At 61.2% G+C, this 17,081-nt stretch carries 10 protein-coding genes; 2 read left to right on the plus strand and 8 right to left on the minus strand.

Annotation, left to right across the window (positions count from 1 at the left end; all coding sequences use genetic code 11):
- Positions 1-6 precede the first annotated feature (6 nt).
- From glgB to H4W29_RS12390, 8 genes are all read right to left on the minus strand, one after another.
- Complete coding sequence (gene glgB / locus H4W29_RS12355; RefSeq protein WP_192729165.1) at positions 7-2,214, minus strand: 1,4-alpha-glucan branching protein GlgB; 2,208 nt, start codon at positions 2,212-2,214, stop codon at positions 7-9.
- Positions 2,214-4,673, minus strand: a complete 2,460-nt coding sequence (locus tag H4W29_RS12360; protein WP_192729166.1) for a glycogen/starch/alpha-glucan phosphorylase — start codon at positions 4,671-4,673, stop codon at positions 2,214-2,216. Before H4W29_RS12360 ends, glgB begins: the two co-directional genes overlap by 1 nt.
- A 276-nt stretch (positions 4,674-4,949) precedes the next feature.
- The gene (locus tag H4W29_RS12365; protein ID WP_192730723.1) at positions 4,950-6,155 is read right to left on the minus strand and encodes a pilus assembly protein; all 1,206 of its coding nucleotides are present in this window, start codon (positions 6,153-6,155) and stop codon (positions 4,950-4,952) included.
- Positions 6,156-6,272: 117 nt separating this feature from the next.
- The gene (locus tag H4W29_RS12370) at positions 6,273-7,160 is read right to left on the minus strand and encodes a transglutaminase family protein (protein ID WP_192729167.1); all 888 of its coding nucleotides are present in this window, start codon (positions 7,158-7,160) and stop codon (positions 6,273-6,275) included.
- Positions 7,157-9,574: a circularly permuted type 2 ATP-grasp protein gene (locus H4W29_RS12375; protein ID WP_192729168.1), complete on the minus strand. Its 2,418-nt coding sequence runs from the start codon at positions 9,572-9,574 to the stop codon at positions 7,157-7,159. Before H4W29_RS12375 ends, H4W29_RS12370 begins: the two co-directional genes overlap by 4 nt.
- Positions 9,575-9,588: 14 nt before the next feature.
- Positions 9,589-12,915, minus strand: coding sequence for a transglutaminase family protein (locus H4W29_RS12380; RefSeq protein WP_192729169.1), 3,327 nt, complete (start codon positions 12,913-12,915; stop codon positions 9,589-9,591).
- Positions 12,916-13,023: 108 nt separating this feature from the next.
- A complete protein-coding gene (locus H4W29_RS12385; protein ID WP_192729170.1) occupies positions 13,024-14,406 on the minus strand; it encodes a sensor histidine kinase in 1,383 nt (460 codons plus the stop codon).
- Positions 14,403-15,080: a response regulator gene (locus H4W29_RS12390; RefSeq protein ID WP_192729171.1), complete on the minus strand. Its 678-nt coding sequence runs from the start codon at positions 15,078-15,080 to the stop codon at positions 14,403-14,405. The genes H4W29_RS12385 and H4W29_RS12390 overlap by 4 nt, the downstream gene beginning before the upstream one ends.
- A 249-nt stretch (positions 15,081-15,329) precedes the next feature.
- Here H4W29_RS12390 and H4W29_RS12395 point away from each other — a divergent pair, with 249 nt between their 5' ends.
- Both H4W29_RS12395 and H4W29_RS12400 read left to right on the plus strand, forming a co-directional pair.
- Positions 15,330-15,857, plus strand: coding sequence for a GNAT family N-acetyltransferase (locus H4W29_RS12395; RefSeq protein ID WP_246517168.1), 528 nt, complete (start codon positions 15,330-15,332; stop codon positions 15,855-15,857).
- 68 nt (positions 15,858-15,925) lie between these two features.
- Complete coding sequence (locus tag H4W29_RS12400) at positions 15,926-16,990, plus strand: ABC transporter substrate-binding protein (RefSeq protein ID WP_192729172.1); 1,065 nt, start codon at positions 15,926-15,928, stop codon at positions 16,988-16,990.
- The last annotated feature ends 91 nt before the right edge of the window (positions 16,991-17,081 follow it).

The raw sequence follows: 17,081 nt of genomic DNA on the forward strand, positions 1-17,081 counted from the left end.
CAGTCACTAATTCTCGGGTTCAAGCATGATCGTCGCCAGCGGCGGCAGGGTTATCGAGCAGCTTATCTCGCCGCCGGCATCGACGGCCTGCACGCGCCCGCCATTGCCTTTTCCGCTGCCGCCATAGATATCGGCATCGGTATTGAGGATTTCCCGCCAGCGCCCCGGCGAAGGCAGCCGGATCGAGTAGTTCTCGCGATAGACAGGCGTAAAGTTGCTGATGACGACGATCGGCTTCTGGCCGGGCGCCTTGCGCAGCCAGGCGAAGACCGAGTTCTCGTAATCATCTGCGATCAGCCATTCGAAGCCGTCGCCTTCGCAGTCGCGCGCATGGAGCGCCGCCTTGCTGCGGTAGGTGAAGTTGAGGTCGCGCACCAGGCGGCGCATGCCTTCGTGCATGCGGTATTGGAGCAGATTCCAGTCGAGCGACTTGTTTTCACTCCATTCTGCCCATTGGGCAAATTCCTGGCCCATGAAGAGCAGCTTCTTGCCCGGATAGCCCCACATGAAGGCGTAATAGGCACGCAGATTGGCGAATTTCTGCCAATCGTCACCCGGCATCTTGGCAATCAGCGAACCCTTGCCGTGCACGACTTCGTCATGAGACAGCGGCAGGACAAAGTTTTCCGAATAGGCGTAGAGAAGCCCGAAGGTCAGCTCATTGTGATGATGCTTGCGATGCACCGGTTCGCGGCTCATGTAGCTCAGCGTGTCGTGCATGAAGCCCATGTTCCACTTGAAGCCGAAGCCAAGGCCGCCTTCATGGACCGGCTGGGAAACTTTCGGCCAGGAGGTCGACTCCTCGGCGATGGTCATGACGCCGGGATGTTCACCATAGATGCGGGTGTTGAGGTTCTGCAGGAAGCGGACGGCTTCCAGGTTTTCATTGCCGCCATACTCGTTCGGGATCCATTCGCCGTGCTTGCGCGAATAGTCGAGGTAGAGCATCGATGCGACCGCATCGACGCGCAGGCCGTCGAGATGGAATTTCTCGGCCCAGTAGAGCGCGTTGTTGACGAGGTAGGATACGACTTCGGTGCGGCCGAAATTGTAGATCGCCGTGTTCCAGTCCGGGTGAAAACCCTTGCGCGGGTCTTCGTGCTCGTAAAGCGCGGTGCCGTCGAACCAGCCGAGACCATGTTCGTCTGTCGGGAAATGTGCGGGCACCCAGTCGAGAATGACGCCGATGCCAACCTTGTGGCAGCCATTGACGAAACGGGCGAAACCTTCCGGCTCACCGAAGCGAGCGGTTGGCGCGTAGAGCCCGGTCGTCTGGTAGCCCCAGGAGGGATCATAGGGGTGTTCGGTGATCGGCAGGAATTCGATATGGGTGAAGCCCATATCGACGCAGTAAGGGATGAGGCTTGAGGCGAGCTCGTCCCAGGACAGCATGGAGCCGTCCTGTCGACGCTGCCAGGAGCCCGCATGCACCTCATATATACTGATCGGTTGCCGACGCTTGTCGGCTTCGCGCCAGTGTTTCAGATGCTCCTCGTCCTGCCAGTCCTGCAGCAGTTCGGCAGCCGTCACGGAGGCCGTTTTTGGGCGCAGTTCGCTGCGGCGAGCGAAGGGATCAGCCTTCAACGGCAGCAGCACGCCGTCATGGCCGCGGATCTCGAATTTGTAGGGAACACCGAGCGGCACGTCGGGAGCGAAGATTTCCCAGATGCCGCTGTCGGAACGGAAACGCATGACATGACGCCGTCCGTCCCAGTTATTGAAATCGCCGACGACGGAAACGCGCTGAGCATTCGGCGCCCAGACGGCGAAATGGATGCCGGTCGCGCCTTCGTGCTTGATGCGATGGGCGCCCATCTTGTCGAAGAGCCGCAGATGCGATCCCTGCCTGGCGTAATAATCGTCCATTGGGCCGAGCACAGGGCCGAAACTATAGGGATCCGTCACCGCCCATTCGGCGTCGGCGCGCCGGGCGCGATAGCGAACCGGCTGCAGTTTCGTAACGGAGACCTCGCCGCCGAAAAGACCGTCCGGATGGAGCGGCTGAAGCTCGCCAATCGGTGTTCCATCCAGCGTCATTGCCGTGACTGCCTCGGCGCCTGGAAGGAAACACCTGGTGATGAAGGTCCCGCCGGCCTGGTGCACGCCCAGGACGGCAAAGGGATTGGCATGCGAGCCACTGAGGATTGCCGCGATTTCGTCTGCCGAAATTTCCCAGGGAAGCTTCACTTCAGGGGCAGCTTTCGGCGGCTTCATCAAGCTCTCCAGATCTCGTCTGCATATTGCCGGATCGTGCGGTCGGACGAGAACCAACCCATCCGCGCCGTATTGTTGATCGTCTTCTCATACCAGGAGGACTGGTTGGTCCAGATCTGGTCGACCTCACGCTGGGCGGCAGCATAGGCGTCGAAATCGCCGGCGACCATGAACCAGTCGTGGGAATAGATGCCGTCGATGAGGCCAGTGTAGCGGTTGCGGTCGTCTGGAGAGAAGACGCCCGAGCTGATCGCGGCAAGCGCCTGCGACAGCTCACGCGAACCCTCGATGATCGCACGGGGATTGTGGCCCTCGCTGCGGATCTTGGCGACTTCATCGGCCTGCAAGCCGAAGATGACGATATTGTCCTCGCCGACATTGTCGCGCATTTCGACATTAGCGCCGTCGAGCGTGCCGATCGTCAGTGCGCCGTTCAGGCCGAACTTCATGTTGCCGGTGCCCGATGCTTCCATGCCGGCCGTCGAGATCTGCTCGGAAAGGTCGGCGGCCGGGACCATGACTTCCGCAAGCGAGACATTGTAGTTCGGCACGAAAACGACCTTCAGCAGGCCGCGGACCGACGGGTCGTTGTTGATAGTGCGTGCGACATCGTTGATGAGCTTGATGATGAGCTTGGCGTTATAATAGCTCGGCGCCGCCTTGCCGGCGAAAAGTTTTACACGCGGCACCCAGTCCAGTTCCGGGTGCGAGCGGATCTGATCGTAGAGCGCAACGGCTTCGACGATATTAAGGAGCTGGCGCTTATATTCGTGGATGCGCTTGATCTGGATGTCGAACATGGCCGACGGATCGAGCTTCACGCCCATGCGGCTGGCGACGAGATTGGAAAGTGCCACCTTGTTGGCGCGCTTCACGGCCGCGAACTTCTGTTGGAAGCTCGGGTCCGTGGCAAATTTGTCGAGTGCACGCAGCTTTTCGGCGTCGTCAAGGAATTCATCGCCGATCGCTTCACGCACCAGGCTGGTCAGGCCGGGGTTGCACTGCTGCAGCCAGCGGCGGGGGGTGATGCCGTTGGTCTTGTTGTTGATGCGATCAGGATAGAGCTTGTGCAGGTCCGCAAAGACCGTGACCTTCATCAGGTCAGTGTGCAGCGCCGAAACACCGTTGATCGAGTGCGAGCCGACGAAGGCGAGGTTGCCCATGCGCACGCGGCGGTCGCCGCTTTCATCGATCAGCGAGATCGACCGGATTTCCGTGTCGGAGAAATTGCGGGTCCTGCGCGCCTCGATCAGGATCTTGGCGTTGATCGCATAGATGATCTGCATGTGGCGCGGCAGCAGGCGCTCGAAGAGCGGAACCGGCCAGCTTTCCAGCGCTTCGGGAAGAAGCGTGTGGTTGGTGTAAGAGAAGGTGCGGCGAGTAATATCCCACGCCTGTTCGAAATCCATGCCGTGCACATCGCAGAGCAGGCGCGTCAGTTCGGCGACCGAAACGGCCGGATGGGTATCGTTGAGCTGGATCGCCACCTTGTCCGGCAGGGAGGTGAAGTCGTCATATTGCTGCAGGTGACGGCGCAGGATATCCTGCAAAGAGGCCGACGAGAAGAAATATTCCTGGCGCAGGCGCAGTTCCTGACCGGCAGGCGTTGCGTCTGCCGGATAGAGAACGCGGGTCAGGCTTTCAGCTCTGTTGCTCTCGCGCAGCGCGCCGATATGGTCGCCGGCGTTGAACGCGTCCAGCAGGATCGGGTCGATCGGCTGTGCGGACCAGAGGCGAAGCGTGTTGACGCGCTTGCCGCGCCAGCCAACGACAGGAGTATCGAAAGCGGCGGCAATGACGCGCTCGGCGGGCTTCCACACGTATCGTGGCTGCTCGTCATGGCTGTTGATGACCTCGATCGAGCCGCCGAAGCCGATTTCGTAGGCGCTTTCGCGGCGCTCGAATTCCCAGGGGTTGCCGTGCGCAAGCCAGTTTTCCGGCAACTCGACCTGCCAGCCATCCGCCATCTGCTGGCGGAAGAGGCCGTGGACGTAACGAATGCCGTAGCCATAAGCCGGGACATCGACAGTTGCCATCGACTCCATGAAACAGGCCGCGAGACGACCGAGACCGCCGTTGCCGAGGGCGGCATCCGGTTCGAGGCCGGCAATGACGTTGATATCGACGCCGAGCGAAGCGAGCGCATCCCGAACCTCTTCCATCAGGTTGAGGTTGGACACGGCATCGCGCATCAGGCGGCCGATCAGGAATTCGAGAGACATGTAGTAGACGCGCTTGGCGCCTGTTTCATAAACCTTGCGGGTGGACTCCATCCACTTGTCGATGATGCGGTCACGCACCACGAGAATGGTCGCCGTCAGCCAGTCATGCGGCTTGGCGACTTTGGCATCCTTGCCGATGCGGTAGGTCAGACGCTCGATGATTTCCTCAGCGAGGATTTCTGGCCGGGAACTGCGCGGAGCTGGTGAGGGGATGATCGGCTTCGAAACAGTATTCATGTCAGGTCTCGCCAATTTTGATTTTGTTACAGTATCTTACGCCTGATTCAATCGATTTGTCGCTTGCACGGACAGGGCAGTTTATGCACCGTTATCACGCACTTGCAACAAAGGAATTGGGCAAACGAAAAATTTGCGGAACCTTCATATTCGACAGGCCCAAGGGACTTGATTTCAATCGGTTTTCCCGATCTGGTGGGCCGAATTAAGTTTAAACAAAAAGCCGCGCCGTTTGTTCCGGAGCGGCTTTTTGCTGCGATGAAAAACTGAGGTTTTTTAATTGGTCAGGCGTGTTACCTGGCTCGCTGCTTTGGCGCCGATCGACTTAAAAGCATTCAGAAGGGCGGTCATGTTCTCTGCCGCGAAGTAGTGAGCTGAGGTCGTTGCGCAGTAATTCAGCAAAGCTTTTCCGCGAGCCGGCGCCATGAAGGCGATCGTATAGACCTGAATCTTCTTGTCGCGGGCAGCATCGCACCATTTCTTGGTTTCAGTGTCTGCCGAGGTGGCATTGTTGTCGCCGTCGGTCATGAAGACAATGTATTTGGTTGGCGTCTGACCGGTCTCATCCTGATGAGCCTTGTCTTCCTTTGCATCTATCAGGCTGTCATATGCCTTCTTGAAGGCTGCGCCGGAGTCCGTCCCGCTCGTTGCAGTCAGTGCGTTGACATATTTCACAACCTTGGCTGTGCCCCAGTTGAGCGCCTGGGGCGTCTGCATCGAGTCATTGTAGGAGACGGCGCCGGTGCGAACATAGGTATTATCGGGGTCGGCGGTAGTGAGCTGGCCTGCCAGGCTGGAGACAGCAAGCTTCAGCGCCTCGATCTTGGTGTAGTAGTTTGCAACGGTGTTTGTGCAGGTCTTGCTAACCCACTTGCGGGCATTGCTGTCGTAGTAGCTGCAATCCTCCGTCTCGTCCCTGGTTGGTTCCGAGGCGTTGACCGTCGTAGTATATTCAGCCATGGAGCCGGAACGGTCGAGGACGAGATACATGGAGACTGAGCCTTGGGTTTCCGAATGGCCGCTGACGGTTGTACCTGATGCGGCGATGTTCTGCGTTTTGAAGCCGATCACGCGCATCATCGGGTTTACGTTGATCGTGTAGTTCGGCGCTACGGTGACTTGATACGAGACAGACTTGCCGGAGGTCGTAGTCGAGACGTTCACCGCGGTACTGTTCTTGATATCGGTCGTCGACGGATCCGTGTCCTGAAGATAGTTAGCCATCTGGCCGGCGACGAAATCGCGGGCAAAGGCCTGGGCGTCGGCGGGCTGAATAGTCTTGTTTGCAAGCGCGGTGGCGGTTGCGAGCGCGGCCGCGTCGGCCGCTTCCTGCAGCTGTCGCTGCGAAAGCAACATGTCTGTTACCTGAATGGAGATACCTGCGGCGCCAATAAGCACAGGCAGCAAAATGGCCGTCATGATACCGAAATTGCCGCCACGGTCGCGCCGCAGCCGATCAAGAAGCGAATGCAGGGTGTTCATCATGTCCACCGGTTCAAAGGAGCGCTATTGGGCTCTTGATGGACCAGATGACTTTAATGGGCGCTAAAGCCAGTCTCTAAAATTGCAGGCAACTGGCTGTTTTTTCCAATTTCGGGATTATTTGAGCGGAACTACGTCCACTGCCTGCACAGAACGCTGGCTGCCGTAACTCTTGAGTACACCGATGACGGGAGCGACATCGGCGTAGTCGCGGCCGTATGCGACGACGATATGGTCGGTTCCGGCAGGGATATTGTTGGTCGGATCGAGCTCGATCCAGCCGGCCGTTTCGCCGCACCAGACGCGGACCCAGGCATGCATGGCGTCAGCCCCTTCCAGCCGTTCCTTGCCCGGCGGCGGGATGGTGCGCAGGAAGCCGGAAACGTAACCGGCGGGAATGCCGAGGCTGCGCAGCGCGAGGATCATGACATGGGTGAAGTCCTGGCAGACGCCGCGCCTCAGTTTGAAGGACTCCAGCGGCGTCGTGTCGACGGTCGTCGCTTCCGGATCGTAGGTGAAATCCTTGTTGATGCGGGCGCAAAGCGCATAGGCGATCTGCATGACCGTCAGCGACGGCTGGACACAGGTCTTTGCATATTCGCTGATCGCCTTGGTTTCCGTCAGGCGCGGACTGTCGCCAAGGAAATGGTGGGGCGATTCAGAATCGAGCGACCAGATTCCGGCGACTTCCTCCGGCAGGTCGGCCAGTAACGGCGAGAAGTCCGCTGACATGACCTGGCTTTCGACCTGCACGCGGGCCTGCATGCGGATATCGAGTGTCTCATGCGGCGAGCGCAACAGGAACGACGTTGCCGGATGCTGGAAGAAATCGACGAAATGCGACTGTTCGTCCGGCTGCGGCAAAATGCTGATCGTGCCCGCAACAAGCCGCTGGCGGTTCGCCAGCGAGAGCGGCATGAGGCGCATGATATGGCGTGCGCCGGACGCAGGCGTGTCGTAGGCATAGCCCATATGCAGGGTGAGATCGTAAAGCACCGCCGTCATCCGAGATAGGTCTGCGCCAAGAGGTCGGAGAGGTGCTCCAGCTCGCGCTCCAGCCGGTGATAGACGTCGCCGCTCATCGTCTCCGGCGTCATGACGGCGAGGCCTGAATGCAGGCGCATCGCCTCGCGATAGAAGGGCGACATCTGGCCGTTCATGAATGCGTTCGGAAGTTCTTCGACCTCGCGATGGATCTCGTTCATCTGGAAGAGGATCGAGCGCGGATTGAGCGGATCGAGCGCCAGCAGATCGGTGACCGTCAGCCGCGCCGTGTTGACGTTGTAGCGGCGGCGGTGGGTCATGACGCTGTCGCCGATTTCGAGCAGCATGTCGAGCGCGCCATCGGGCGCTTCCGGGCCGGACATATGGCCGAGCAGCCGCGTCATATGCAGGCCGCGCTCAATGTATCGGCCAAGCGAGAGGAAGCGCCATCCGGTGAAGCGGTACATGTTTTCATGCACGAGACCGGCAAAGCCCGCGAGCTTGCGCAGCAGGATGGTCATCGCGTGGCTGGCATCGTCACCGGCGGTGATAGTCGAGTGGAAGCGGCGGGCGGTCTTGGCGAGATCGTTCAGCGCCAGCCAGCCATCCGGCGAGAAGCGGTCGCGGATATTGCTCGCCGAATAGACGGCGCTGTCGATGTTGCGCAGCAGCGATTCCGGCACCGGCTCGGCGGGATCGATGTCGACGGCGGCAAGATAATCGGTGACGTCGGCAAGCAGCGGCTGGTTCGGGTCGGCAGCCTCGGCGTAACGCGCATGCCAGGCACGCAGGATGCGCAGTGCCCCTTCGGCGCGTTCGATATAGCGGCCCAGCCAGAAGAGGTTGTCGGCCGCGCGGCTCGGCAGGCTGCCCGGCATGTTGCGGGTGAAGCTGCCTTCGGCGGGCAGAAGAGTGTGGCGCTCGACCGGCCTGTCGCTGACGATCCAGACATCGGCCGCCGCGCCACCGGATTGCATGGCGATGGCGGCGACATCGTCTCCCGAGCCGATACGGGCAAAGCCGCCGGGCATGATCTGCCAGCCGTTGGCGGTACGGGCGGCGAACACGCGCAGCGACATCGGCCGTGGCGTCAGCTTGCCGTTGACCCAGGCGGGCGTGGTCGAGAGAGTGACGACTTCCTGACCGACGAGCTTTGCACCGTCGCTTGTCAGCCAGTCTGCAATAGAGTTCTTCGCGGTGGCGCGGAGCGACGAGCCGAGGACGGATTCGCCGTTGTCATCGAAGAAGGGCGCGCGGGAATAGGCCGGGCCGATCACCATCTTTTCGATATTGGCAGCCACATGGTCACGCTCGTCCTTCTGGCCGCACCACCATGTGGCGATGGACGGCAGACGAAGATCCTCACCCAGCAGCGAGCGACAGACGGCGGGCATGAAGGCGAGCAGGGCACGCGTTTCCAAAACGCCGGTGCCAAGTGCATTGACGATGGTGACGGTTTCGGCGCGCAGCGACTCCACAAGGCCGGGCGTGCCGATATGCGAGTTCTGGTTCAGCTCGAGCGGATCGGCATAGGCAGAATCGAGACGCCGCCACAGCACGCCGATCGGCTTCAGACCGGCGACCGTGCGCACCATGACGCGGCCGTTGACGACGGTCAGATCCTCGCCTTCCAGCAGCATGAAGCCGAGATAGCGGGCAATATAGGCGTGTTCGTAATAGGTTTCGTTTGCCGGGCCGGGGGTCAGAACCGCGATGCGGTCGTCGCCCGAATGTTTCATCGTCTGCAGCGCGTCGCGGAAGGCGCCGAAGAAGGAAGCGAGGCGGTGAACCGGCGTTTCGGCGTAGATATCGGAAAAGGCACGCGTGGTTGCCACGCGGTTTTCCAGTGCAAAGCCCGCACCAGAGGGGGCCTGCGTGCGGTCGGCAAGTACCCACCAATTACCGTCAGGGCCACGGCCGATCTCGAAGGCGCAGAAATGCAGATAGTGCCCGGTTGCCGGTTTTACGCCAACCAGCGGTCGCTGGAATTCCGGATTGGCAGCGATGAGGGCGGGCGGAACGGTGCCCTCCTCGACGAGCTTGTTGTCGCCGTAGATATCGGCAACCATCGCTTCGAGGAGATCGGCGCGCTGCACCAGGCCTGCCGAAAGAGCCTGCCATTCACGCTCGTCGATCAGCACCGGAATGTGGGAGAGCGGCCAGGCGCGCTCGCCGCTGCCCTTGGCGCCGTAAGCCCGGTAAAAGACGCCGGCGTCGCGCAGATAGCGGTCGGCGCGGGCGAAACGCTCGGCCAGATCCTTTTCCGGCATGATGTTCAGATGAGCGAGGAAGCGCTGCCAGACCGGGCGGATGGTGCCGTTATTGTCCACCATCTCGTCGGCGATGCCGGGCAAGGGCTCATAGTCGAAGACCGCATCCGCGCCGGCGCGTTCTTCGATTTCGTCCCTCAGTTCCAGTGCAGGCTTCTTGCCCATCAGACCCAGTTTCTTCAAATTCCAGCGGGCCGCCTCAGATCCAGCGTGAGCGGGAATTCAGGCGAAACCGTTTCGGCGCGCGGAATATAACCACCCGCCGTATGTCCCCACGGTTCGAAACGGGCAAGCCGCCGCGCTTCCGCTTCGTTGCCGTTGACCGGGAAGGTTTCATAATTCCGACCACCCGGATGGGCAACGTGATAGATGCAGCCGCCGATCGATCGTTTCGACCATGTATCATAAATATCAAAAGTCAAAGGCGTATTCACCGGCAGCACAGGGTGCAGGCCGGAAGCCGGCTGCCAGGCCTTGAAACGCACGCCCGCGACGGACACGCCGGATGTGCCCGTCGGCGTCAGCGGTACGATTCGGCCGTTGCAGGTGACGATGTAGCGCGAGGCGTTGTTCGTTTCGAGCCGAACCTGAAGCCGCTCGACGGAGCTGTCGACGTAGCGGACGGTGCCGCCCGGCGCGCCTTCCTCGCCCATGACGTGCCAGGGCTCCAGCGCCTGGCGCAGTTCCAGCTTCGAGCCCTCGTATTCGACCTCTCCGCAGAAGGGGAAGCGGAATTCGAGCTGCGCCTTGAACCATTCGGGGCTGAGGTCGAAGCCGTTTTCGCGCAGGTCCGCGAGCACGTCGAGAAAATCGGTCCAGACGAAATGCGGCAGCATGAAACGGTCGTGCAGGGTCGTACCCCAGCGGACGAACTTGCCGTCGGCGGGGTTCGTCCAAAAGCGGGCGATCAGCGCACGCACCAGCAATTGCTGGGCAAGGGACATACGTGCGTTTGGCGGCATCTCAAAGCCGCGGAACTCGATGAGGCCGAGCCGTCCAGTCGGGCCATCCGGCGAGAACAGCTTGTCGATACAGATCTCGGCGCGGTGGGTGTTGCCGGTGACATCGGTCAAAAGATTTCGGAACAGTCGGTCGACGAGCCAGGGCAGCGGCAGTTGGCCGCGACCCGGCGCTCCGACCTGCGCCATGGCGATCTCCAGTTCATAGAGTGTGTCGTGGCGGGCCTCGTCAATGCGCGGCGCCTGGCTGGTCGGCCCGATGAACATGCCGGAAAAGAGGTAGGAGAGCGAGGGATGGCGTTGCCAGTGGAGAATGATGCTTTTCAGCAGGTCCGGGCGGCGCAGGAAGGGGCTGTTGTTTGGATTGGCGGCGCCGACGACGACGTGGTTGCCGCCGCCGGTGCCGGTGTGACGACCATCGATCATGAACTTGTCAGCGCCGAGCCGGGTGGCCCGCGCTTCCTCGTAGATCGCCGTGGTGATGTCGACGCAATCCTGCCAGTTGGAGGCTGGATGGATGTTGACTTCGATGACGCCCGGATCGGGGGCGACGCGGATGACATTGATGCGCTCGTCCTGCGGCGGCGGGTAACCTTCGATGTGAACGGGAAGCTTGAGTTCGGCGGCGGCGTTTTCGGCAGCGGCGATCAGTTCCAGATAATCCTCGACGCGCTCGACCGGCGGCATGAAGACGCAGAGCCTGCCTTCGCGCGGTTCGACCGACAAGGCAGTGCGGACGGCACCGCCTATGTCGCCAAGGGTCTGTTCGACACGGACGGCGTGGCTTTCGTCCGTCTGGAACGATGCTTCCGGCATGGCGCGGCCGGTGGGTACGAAGACGTCAGGCAACTGCGGGCGCGGTATCGACGGGTCTGCGGGGTGGATATAAGGGTAGCGCGCCGGCGGGACATAGGGCAGCGTGCCGAGTGGCAGGCGATAGCCGATCGGGCTGTCCCCTGGAACAAGAAAGATCTTTCCGCGGCGCGTGCGCCATTTTTCGCTGACCCAGGTCCGGCTTGCGGCGGCCTTGGCATTCCATACCTGAACGGGAAGGACATAGCCGGTTGGCACAGTGAGGCCGCGGGCGAAGACGCGGGCAATGCGGCTGCGCTCCTCGGGGTCCTTCAGCTTTGAATTCGACGGATCGACGTTTTCGGGAAGGCTGCCTTCCTTGATGATCCAGTCTGCAGGATCCTCATAGGCCGGCTGCACCATATCGGGCCTGATTGCCAATTCCCTGGCGATCGCCGTCAGGAGCTTTTCGGCATCCTCGGCCTTGACGCCGGTATCCTTGCCTTCGGCGGCGATCAGATCGAGGTTCTGCCAGATCGGCTTGCCGTCACGGCGCCAGTAGAGAGAAAAGGTCCAGCGCGGCAGGCTTTCGCCGGGATACCATTTACCCTGGCCGTAATGCAGGAAGCCGCCGGGCGCGAAGCGCTCCTGTAGCCTGCGGATCAGGCTGTCGGCCTTTTCACGTTTGGTCGGGCCGACGGCCGCGGTGTTCCACTCCTCGGATTGGAAATCGTCGATCGAGACGAAAGTCGGCTCGCCACCCATCGTCAGCCGCACATCCTCGGCTTCGAGAACGCGGTCGACCTTTTCACCGAGTTGGTTCAGCTCGTCCCAACTCTCATCAGAAAAGGGTTTAGTGATGCGCGGATGCTCGGCGACGCGGGAAACCTTCATGTCGAAGGCGAATTCGGTTTCGGCCTCGCCGAAATAACCGCCGGAGATCGGGGCGGCATTGCTGAAATGCGGTGTGGCGGCGAGCGGAATGTGGCTTTCGCCGGTCAGCAAGCCAGAGGTCGGATCGAGACCGACCCAACCGGCGCCGGGCAGGTAGACTTCCGCCCAGGCATGCAGATCAGTGAAATCCACCTCGGTACCCGAGGGGCCATCAAGCGCCTTCAGGTCTGGCGCCAACTGGATGAGATAGCCGGAGACGAAGCGGGCGGCGAGGCCGAGATGGCGCAGAATTTGCACGAGCAGCCAGCTCGTGTCGCGGCAGGAGCCCTTGGCGGTTTCCAGCGTCTCCTCCGGCGTCTGGACGCCGGCTTCCATGCGGATGACATAACCGATCTGCCGCTGCAGACGGGCATTGAGACCGACGATCATGTCCACCGTCGGCTGATCGGGGGACCAGTCGAGCGTCGGCAGCAGCGCCTTCAGGCGCGGGCCGGCCGGCTCCGGCATCATGTAGATCGAGAGATCTTCACGGAGGGATTCCGGGTAGTTGAAGGGCCACTTCGTCGCTTCCTCCTCGACGAAGAAGTCAAAGGGATTGTAGACCGTCATGTCGGCAACGAGATCGACCTCGATCTTGAATTCGGTCACCGGCTCGGGAAAGACGAAGCGGGCGAGATAATTGCCGTACGGGTCCTGCTGCAGGTTCACGAAGTGGTTGGATGGCGTGACCTTCAAAGAATGGCTCAAGACCCGCGTCTTCGAATGCGAGGCCGGCTTCAGGCGGATGATCTGTGGGCCGAGACGGACCGGTTTGTCATATTGATAATGGGTCAGATGATAGATGCTGGCTTTGATCGACATATTGCTCTTTTTGTCCGCGTGCCGTTGATCGGCTTAGCTGTTCCCAAAGTCAGTGTGTGCAATGCAGCGAAAGAATGCAAGGCGGAAAGGTTGACGCGGTGACGGCTTTCAGGCGGCCCTGTTGAACGTCACTGATGCCTTTAGACCCTTACCGCCACGGCCCGGAATGAGGACAAGCCTCGCATTGAAAAGATTGGCAATTTCCTCGACGATCGGCAGGCCGAGGCCGGCGCCGGGCGCACCGGAATCATTACCGCGGGAGAAACGCTTTCTGACGGCTTCGAGCTTTTCGGGTGGAATGCCCGGGCCACTATCCTCGACTTCCAGGCGCACCGTTTCGGCATCTTCAAGGATACGCACGGTTACTTCTGCGCCCCTACCGGCATAGGCGATGGCATTGCCCGCGAGATTGCGCAGCATTTCGCCGATCAGCAGCGGTTCGGCGCGGATCATGGCAGCGCCTTCGCCCTCGAAGCCGAGATCGATGCCGGCTTCGGCAGCACGCGGGATCTGCTCGCCGGTAATCTCCTGGGCTATGGCGGTGAGGTCGATGGCCGAGACCGTCAGTGCTTCCTTGGCGGTCGCGGCATCGATCTTGGCCATCAGCAGAAGCTGGGCTAGGATGCGCTCGGCATGGGCGACGGCCTGATCGCCTTTGATGGCGGCATGCTGCGCTTCATCCAGAGAGCCGGCGCGGGCGGAGAGGGCGAGCTGGGTGCGGATGATGGCAAGCGGGGTGCGGAGCTGATGGCTGGCATTGCCGGTGAAATTGCGTAGCGCATCAAGGGCCGATTGCAGGCGCACCATGAAGGAGTTGACGGTATCGACAAGCGGCTGCACCTCGCTCGGCACGGATTGTTCGATGGGGTGCAGGTCGTCGGGGCTGCGCTCGCCGATGGCATCGCCGAGCTTGTAGAGTGGCCGCAGCGCCACCGTCACGGAGATCCAGACGATGACGGCAGCACCGGTAATCATTACCGCGAGGCGCAAGGCGGAGCGGACGAGGATCGCTTGAGCGAGCTGACGGCGGGCGATGGTCGTTTCGGCAACGGTAACGACGAACGGCACGGAGCGGATGCCGGTCGAGGCGGAGCGTCCCAAGGTCGCGACACGGATCGGCTCGCCACGGAAGATGTCGTCGGCGAAGGCAGCGGTATCGCCTTGCGTTTCCTTTAATACCGGAAGCGCCTGATAGCCGGTAATGAACGTGCCGGGCGGGCCGTCGACACGGTAGAAGACGCGGTCCTGTGCCGCCGAGGTCAGCATTTCCAGCGCGACATAGGGAATATCAACCTCGAGCGTGCCGTCTTCGGCGACGACGACGCGTTCGGCAATCGCCAGTGCCGAGCCGGCGAGCACGCGGTCGGAAACGATATTCGAGGTCTGCACGGCCTCGCGCCAGGTATCGGCAAGCGCCAGCGTGCCGATGACGGCGGTCGAGACAAGCAGCCAGAAAAGCAGCCGGCGCCGGAGCGAATAGGCAGCTGTCATGAGGCCTCGGGCAGCTTGTCGAGATAATAGCCGATGCCGCGGGCGGTCTTGACCGTCAGGCCATGTGGCGAAAGCCTCTTCCTGAGGCGGCTGACATATTGCTCGATGGCGTTGGAGGAAATGTCGTCGTCGAAAGCGGTCAGCGACTGCATGATCGCTTCCTTGGCGACGACCTTGCCGGCACGCATGAAGAGGATTTCGAGCAGGCCGAGTTCGCGGGCGGGAATATCGAGCGGCGTGGCACCGGCCGAAAAGGCGCGAGAATTGAGGTCGAGCGAGATTGATCCGAAGCTGACGGTCGAGGAGTGCAATCCCGCCTGGCGGCGAAGAAGCACGCGGACGCGCGCCTCGAATTCGGCAATGTCGAAGGGCTTGATGAGATAGTCGTCGGCGCCGAGATCCAGCCCCTTCACGCGTTCTTCCGGCGAGCCGCGGGCCGTCAGGATGAGCACGGCCGCGCGGCTGCCGCGGGCGCGCATGGCACGCAGCACATCGAGCCCGTCCATTTCCGGCAGGTTCAGATCGAGGATGACGAGATCGAAATTCTCTGCCGCGATCACGGCATTGGCCGAAGCTCCGTCGTGGACGACATCCACCGCATGGCCGGTACCGCGCAAGATCGCCGACAGGCCGTCGGCCAGCGCGATATTGTCTTCGGTAAGCAGGATGCGCAACGGATGTTTCCCCTGAATTTTTCGGAGAGTTTATCAGGGATGGCGGCCCGATGTCACAGCGATTCTGGGAATTGGTGAATGGAGGGTGGCAGGGCGAAATTCGCTCCCTCGGCGCCATTCGGACGAGGGGAGTGGTGGCCCCGCGCATGTTGTGGGGCCGACCGCCACGACGCCAGGGGCCAGTTCGATCCGCGCCGAGATGCCGATGGCGGGGCGCGGTCCATCATGATAACGGGAAGGGGAAGCTAGATGGAGGCTTTGCAGATGGGGAACCTGTCGGTCGCACTTGCGGAAAGCCCTGAAGAGATCAATGCCGTTCGGCATCTCAGTCGCGCCTTCCGACGATGGCTTTATGACAACTATCCGGACGAGCGGGCACAGATAGAACTTTACTACAATCCGGAAAAATTCGAGGCGATGCTCGCCGATTTGCCGAAGATCCACGCAAGACCACAAGGGGCAATGTTCCTGGCGCGGCTGGATGGAGAGATTGTCGGTTGCGTGATGCAGCACGAGATCGCGCCGGGCATATCGGAGATGAAGCGGCTCTTCGTTTCCGATGCAGCACGCGGAAGCGGCGCGGCGCAGGCACTCTGCGAAGCGTCCCTCGCACAGGCCAAGAAGGATGGCTACCGGATGATGCGGCTCGATACCGGCCATCGGCAGGTCGCTGCGCAGAAGCTATACCGTCGCCTGGGTTTTCGCGAGCGAGATGCCTACTACGATATCCCTGATGATCTGAAGCCGATCCTGATGTTCTTCGAGCGCGAGCTTTGAGGTCCAACTATGGCCACTACTGGAAGCCGACCCTTGTCTGGCCTGTATGGCTCAGGCATTCTTGCGCGATGAGGAGCCTTTTCATTCTGTTTCTATGTCTGGTGCCCGGTCTTGCGGCCGCGGATCAGGTCTTCTATCCGGCGAAGTCGGGCAATACCGATGCGCCGGTGCTGACAGTCTATTCCTCGCTCGACGAACCCTTGGCGCAGCCGATGATCGGTGGCTTCCAGGAAGCCAATCCCGATGTGGCAGTCAAATACGAGGACATGCTGACGGGGGATATTTACGACCGCATTGTCAAGGAGACGGATGCCGGTCACAAAACGGCGGACTTCGCCTTCTCCTCTGCGATGGACCTTCAGGTGAAGCTTTCGAACGACGGCTACGCGCAGGTGAGCAACCTGCCGATGAGCGCCCAGTGGCCGAAATGGGCGAACTGGCGCAACACCGCCTATGCGCTGACCTTCGAACCGGCCGTCTTCGTCTATCACAAGCCGAGCTTTGTTCATGAACCGGTGCCGAGCTCGCGGGCGGAATTCGTCGATTACCTGAAGCGTAAGGGCAACGAGGTCTACGGGCGGATCGGGACCTATGACATCGAACGCTCCGGTGTGGGCTTTTTGTTCATGGCCCGCGATCAGGAACAGTTCGGCGATATCTGGTCAGTGATCGGGGCGATGGGTGCCGCCGGCGTGAAACTCTATTCCACGAGTTCGGCGATCCTCGAGCGGGTGGCCGACGGGCGCTTCGTGCTTGGCTACAATATCCTCGGCTCCTATGCGGCCGATTGGGCCTCGCGTCATCCTGACGTCGGGATCGTGCTGCCGAAGGACTATACAGTCGTGATGTCGCGCATCGGCCTGGTGCCGCAGGCTGCCGCCGAGCCGGAACTCGGGCGGCGCTACCTCGCTTTCTTCATGTCGAAGGAGGGCCAGACGATCATGGCCCGCGAATTACAGATCCCGGCCGTCAGCCCGGAAGTGGCAGGTGAGAATACCGCCAATACATTGCAGGAACTGCTCGGCGCACAGTTGCGTCCGGTGCCGGTCAGCCCGGGTCTCATGGTCTATCTCGACCAGGTGAAACGCGCGCGGCTGATTGCGCACTGGAACGAGGTGCTGCGGACGCAGTAAAACCTCGCTCGCCAATGCCGCAGTTCAGCGGCGAATTCCAAGTCGAAAAGCATAAAGGGCGAGGTCTACCTCTGGTGAACCCCCGCCCTTC

Origin of the sequence: Rhizobium viscosum, from assembly GCF_014873945.1 — a bacterium.
GTDB lineage: Bacteria > Pseudomonadota > Alphaproteobacteria > Rhizobiales > Rhizobiaceae > Rhizobium > Rhizobium viscosum.

What these genes read in the sequence shown, in the direction of transcription:
- glgB (WP_192729165.1), bottom strand. Translation starts at nt 2,214, where the DNA reads ATGAAGCCGCCGAAAGCTGCCCCTGAAGTGAAGCTTCCCTGGGAAATT.
- H4W29_RS12360 (WP_192729166.1), bottom strand. Translation starts at nt 4,673, where the DNA reads ATGAATACTGTTTCGAAGCCGATCATCCCCTCACCAGCTCCGCGCAGT.
- H4W29_RS12365 (WP_192730723.1), bottom strand. Translation starts at nt 6,155, where the DNA reads ATGAACACCCTGCATTCGCTTCTTGATCGGCTGCGGCGCGACCGTGGC.
- H4W29_RS12370 (WP_192729167.1), bottom strand. Translation starts at nt 7,160, where the DNA reads ATGACGGCGGTGCTTTACGATCTCACCCTGCATATGGGCTATGCCTAC.
- H4W29_RS12375 (WP_192729168.1), bottom strand. Translation starts at nt 9,574, where the DNA reads ATGGGCAAGAAGCCTGCACTGGAACTGAGGGACGAAATCGAAGAACGC.
- H4W29_RS12380 (WP_192729169.1), bottom strand. Translation starts at nt 12,915, where the DNA reads ATGTCGATCAAAGCCAGCATCTATCATCTGACCCATTATCAATATGAC.
- H4W29_RS12385 (WP_192729170.1), bottom strand. Translation starts at nt 14,406, where the DNA reads ATGACAGCTGCCTATTCGCTCCGGCGCCGGCTGCTTTTCTGGCTGCTT.
- H4W29_RS12395 (WP_246517168.1), top strand. Translation starts at nt 15,330, where the DNA reads ATGGAGGCTTTGCAGATGGGGAACCTGTCGGTCGCACTTGCGGAAAGC.
- H4W29_RS12400 (WP_192729172.1), top strand. Translation starts at nt 15,926, where the DNA reads ATGAGGAGCCTTTTCATTCTGTTTCTATGTCTGGTGCCCGGTCTTGCG.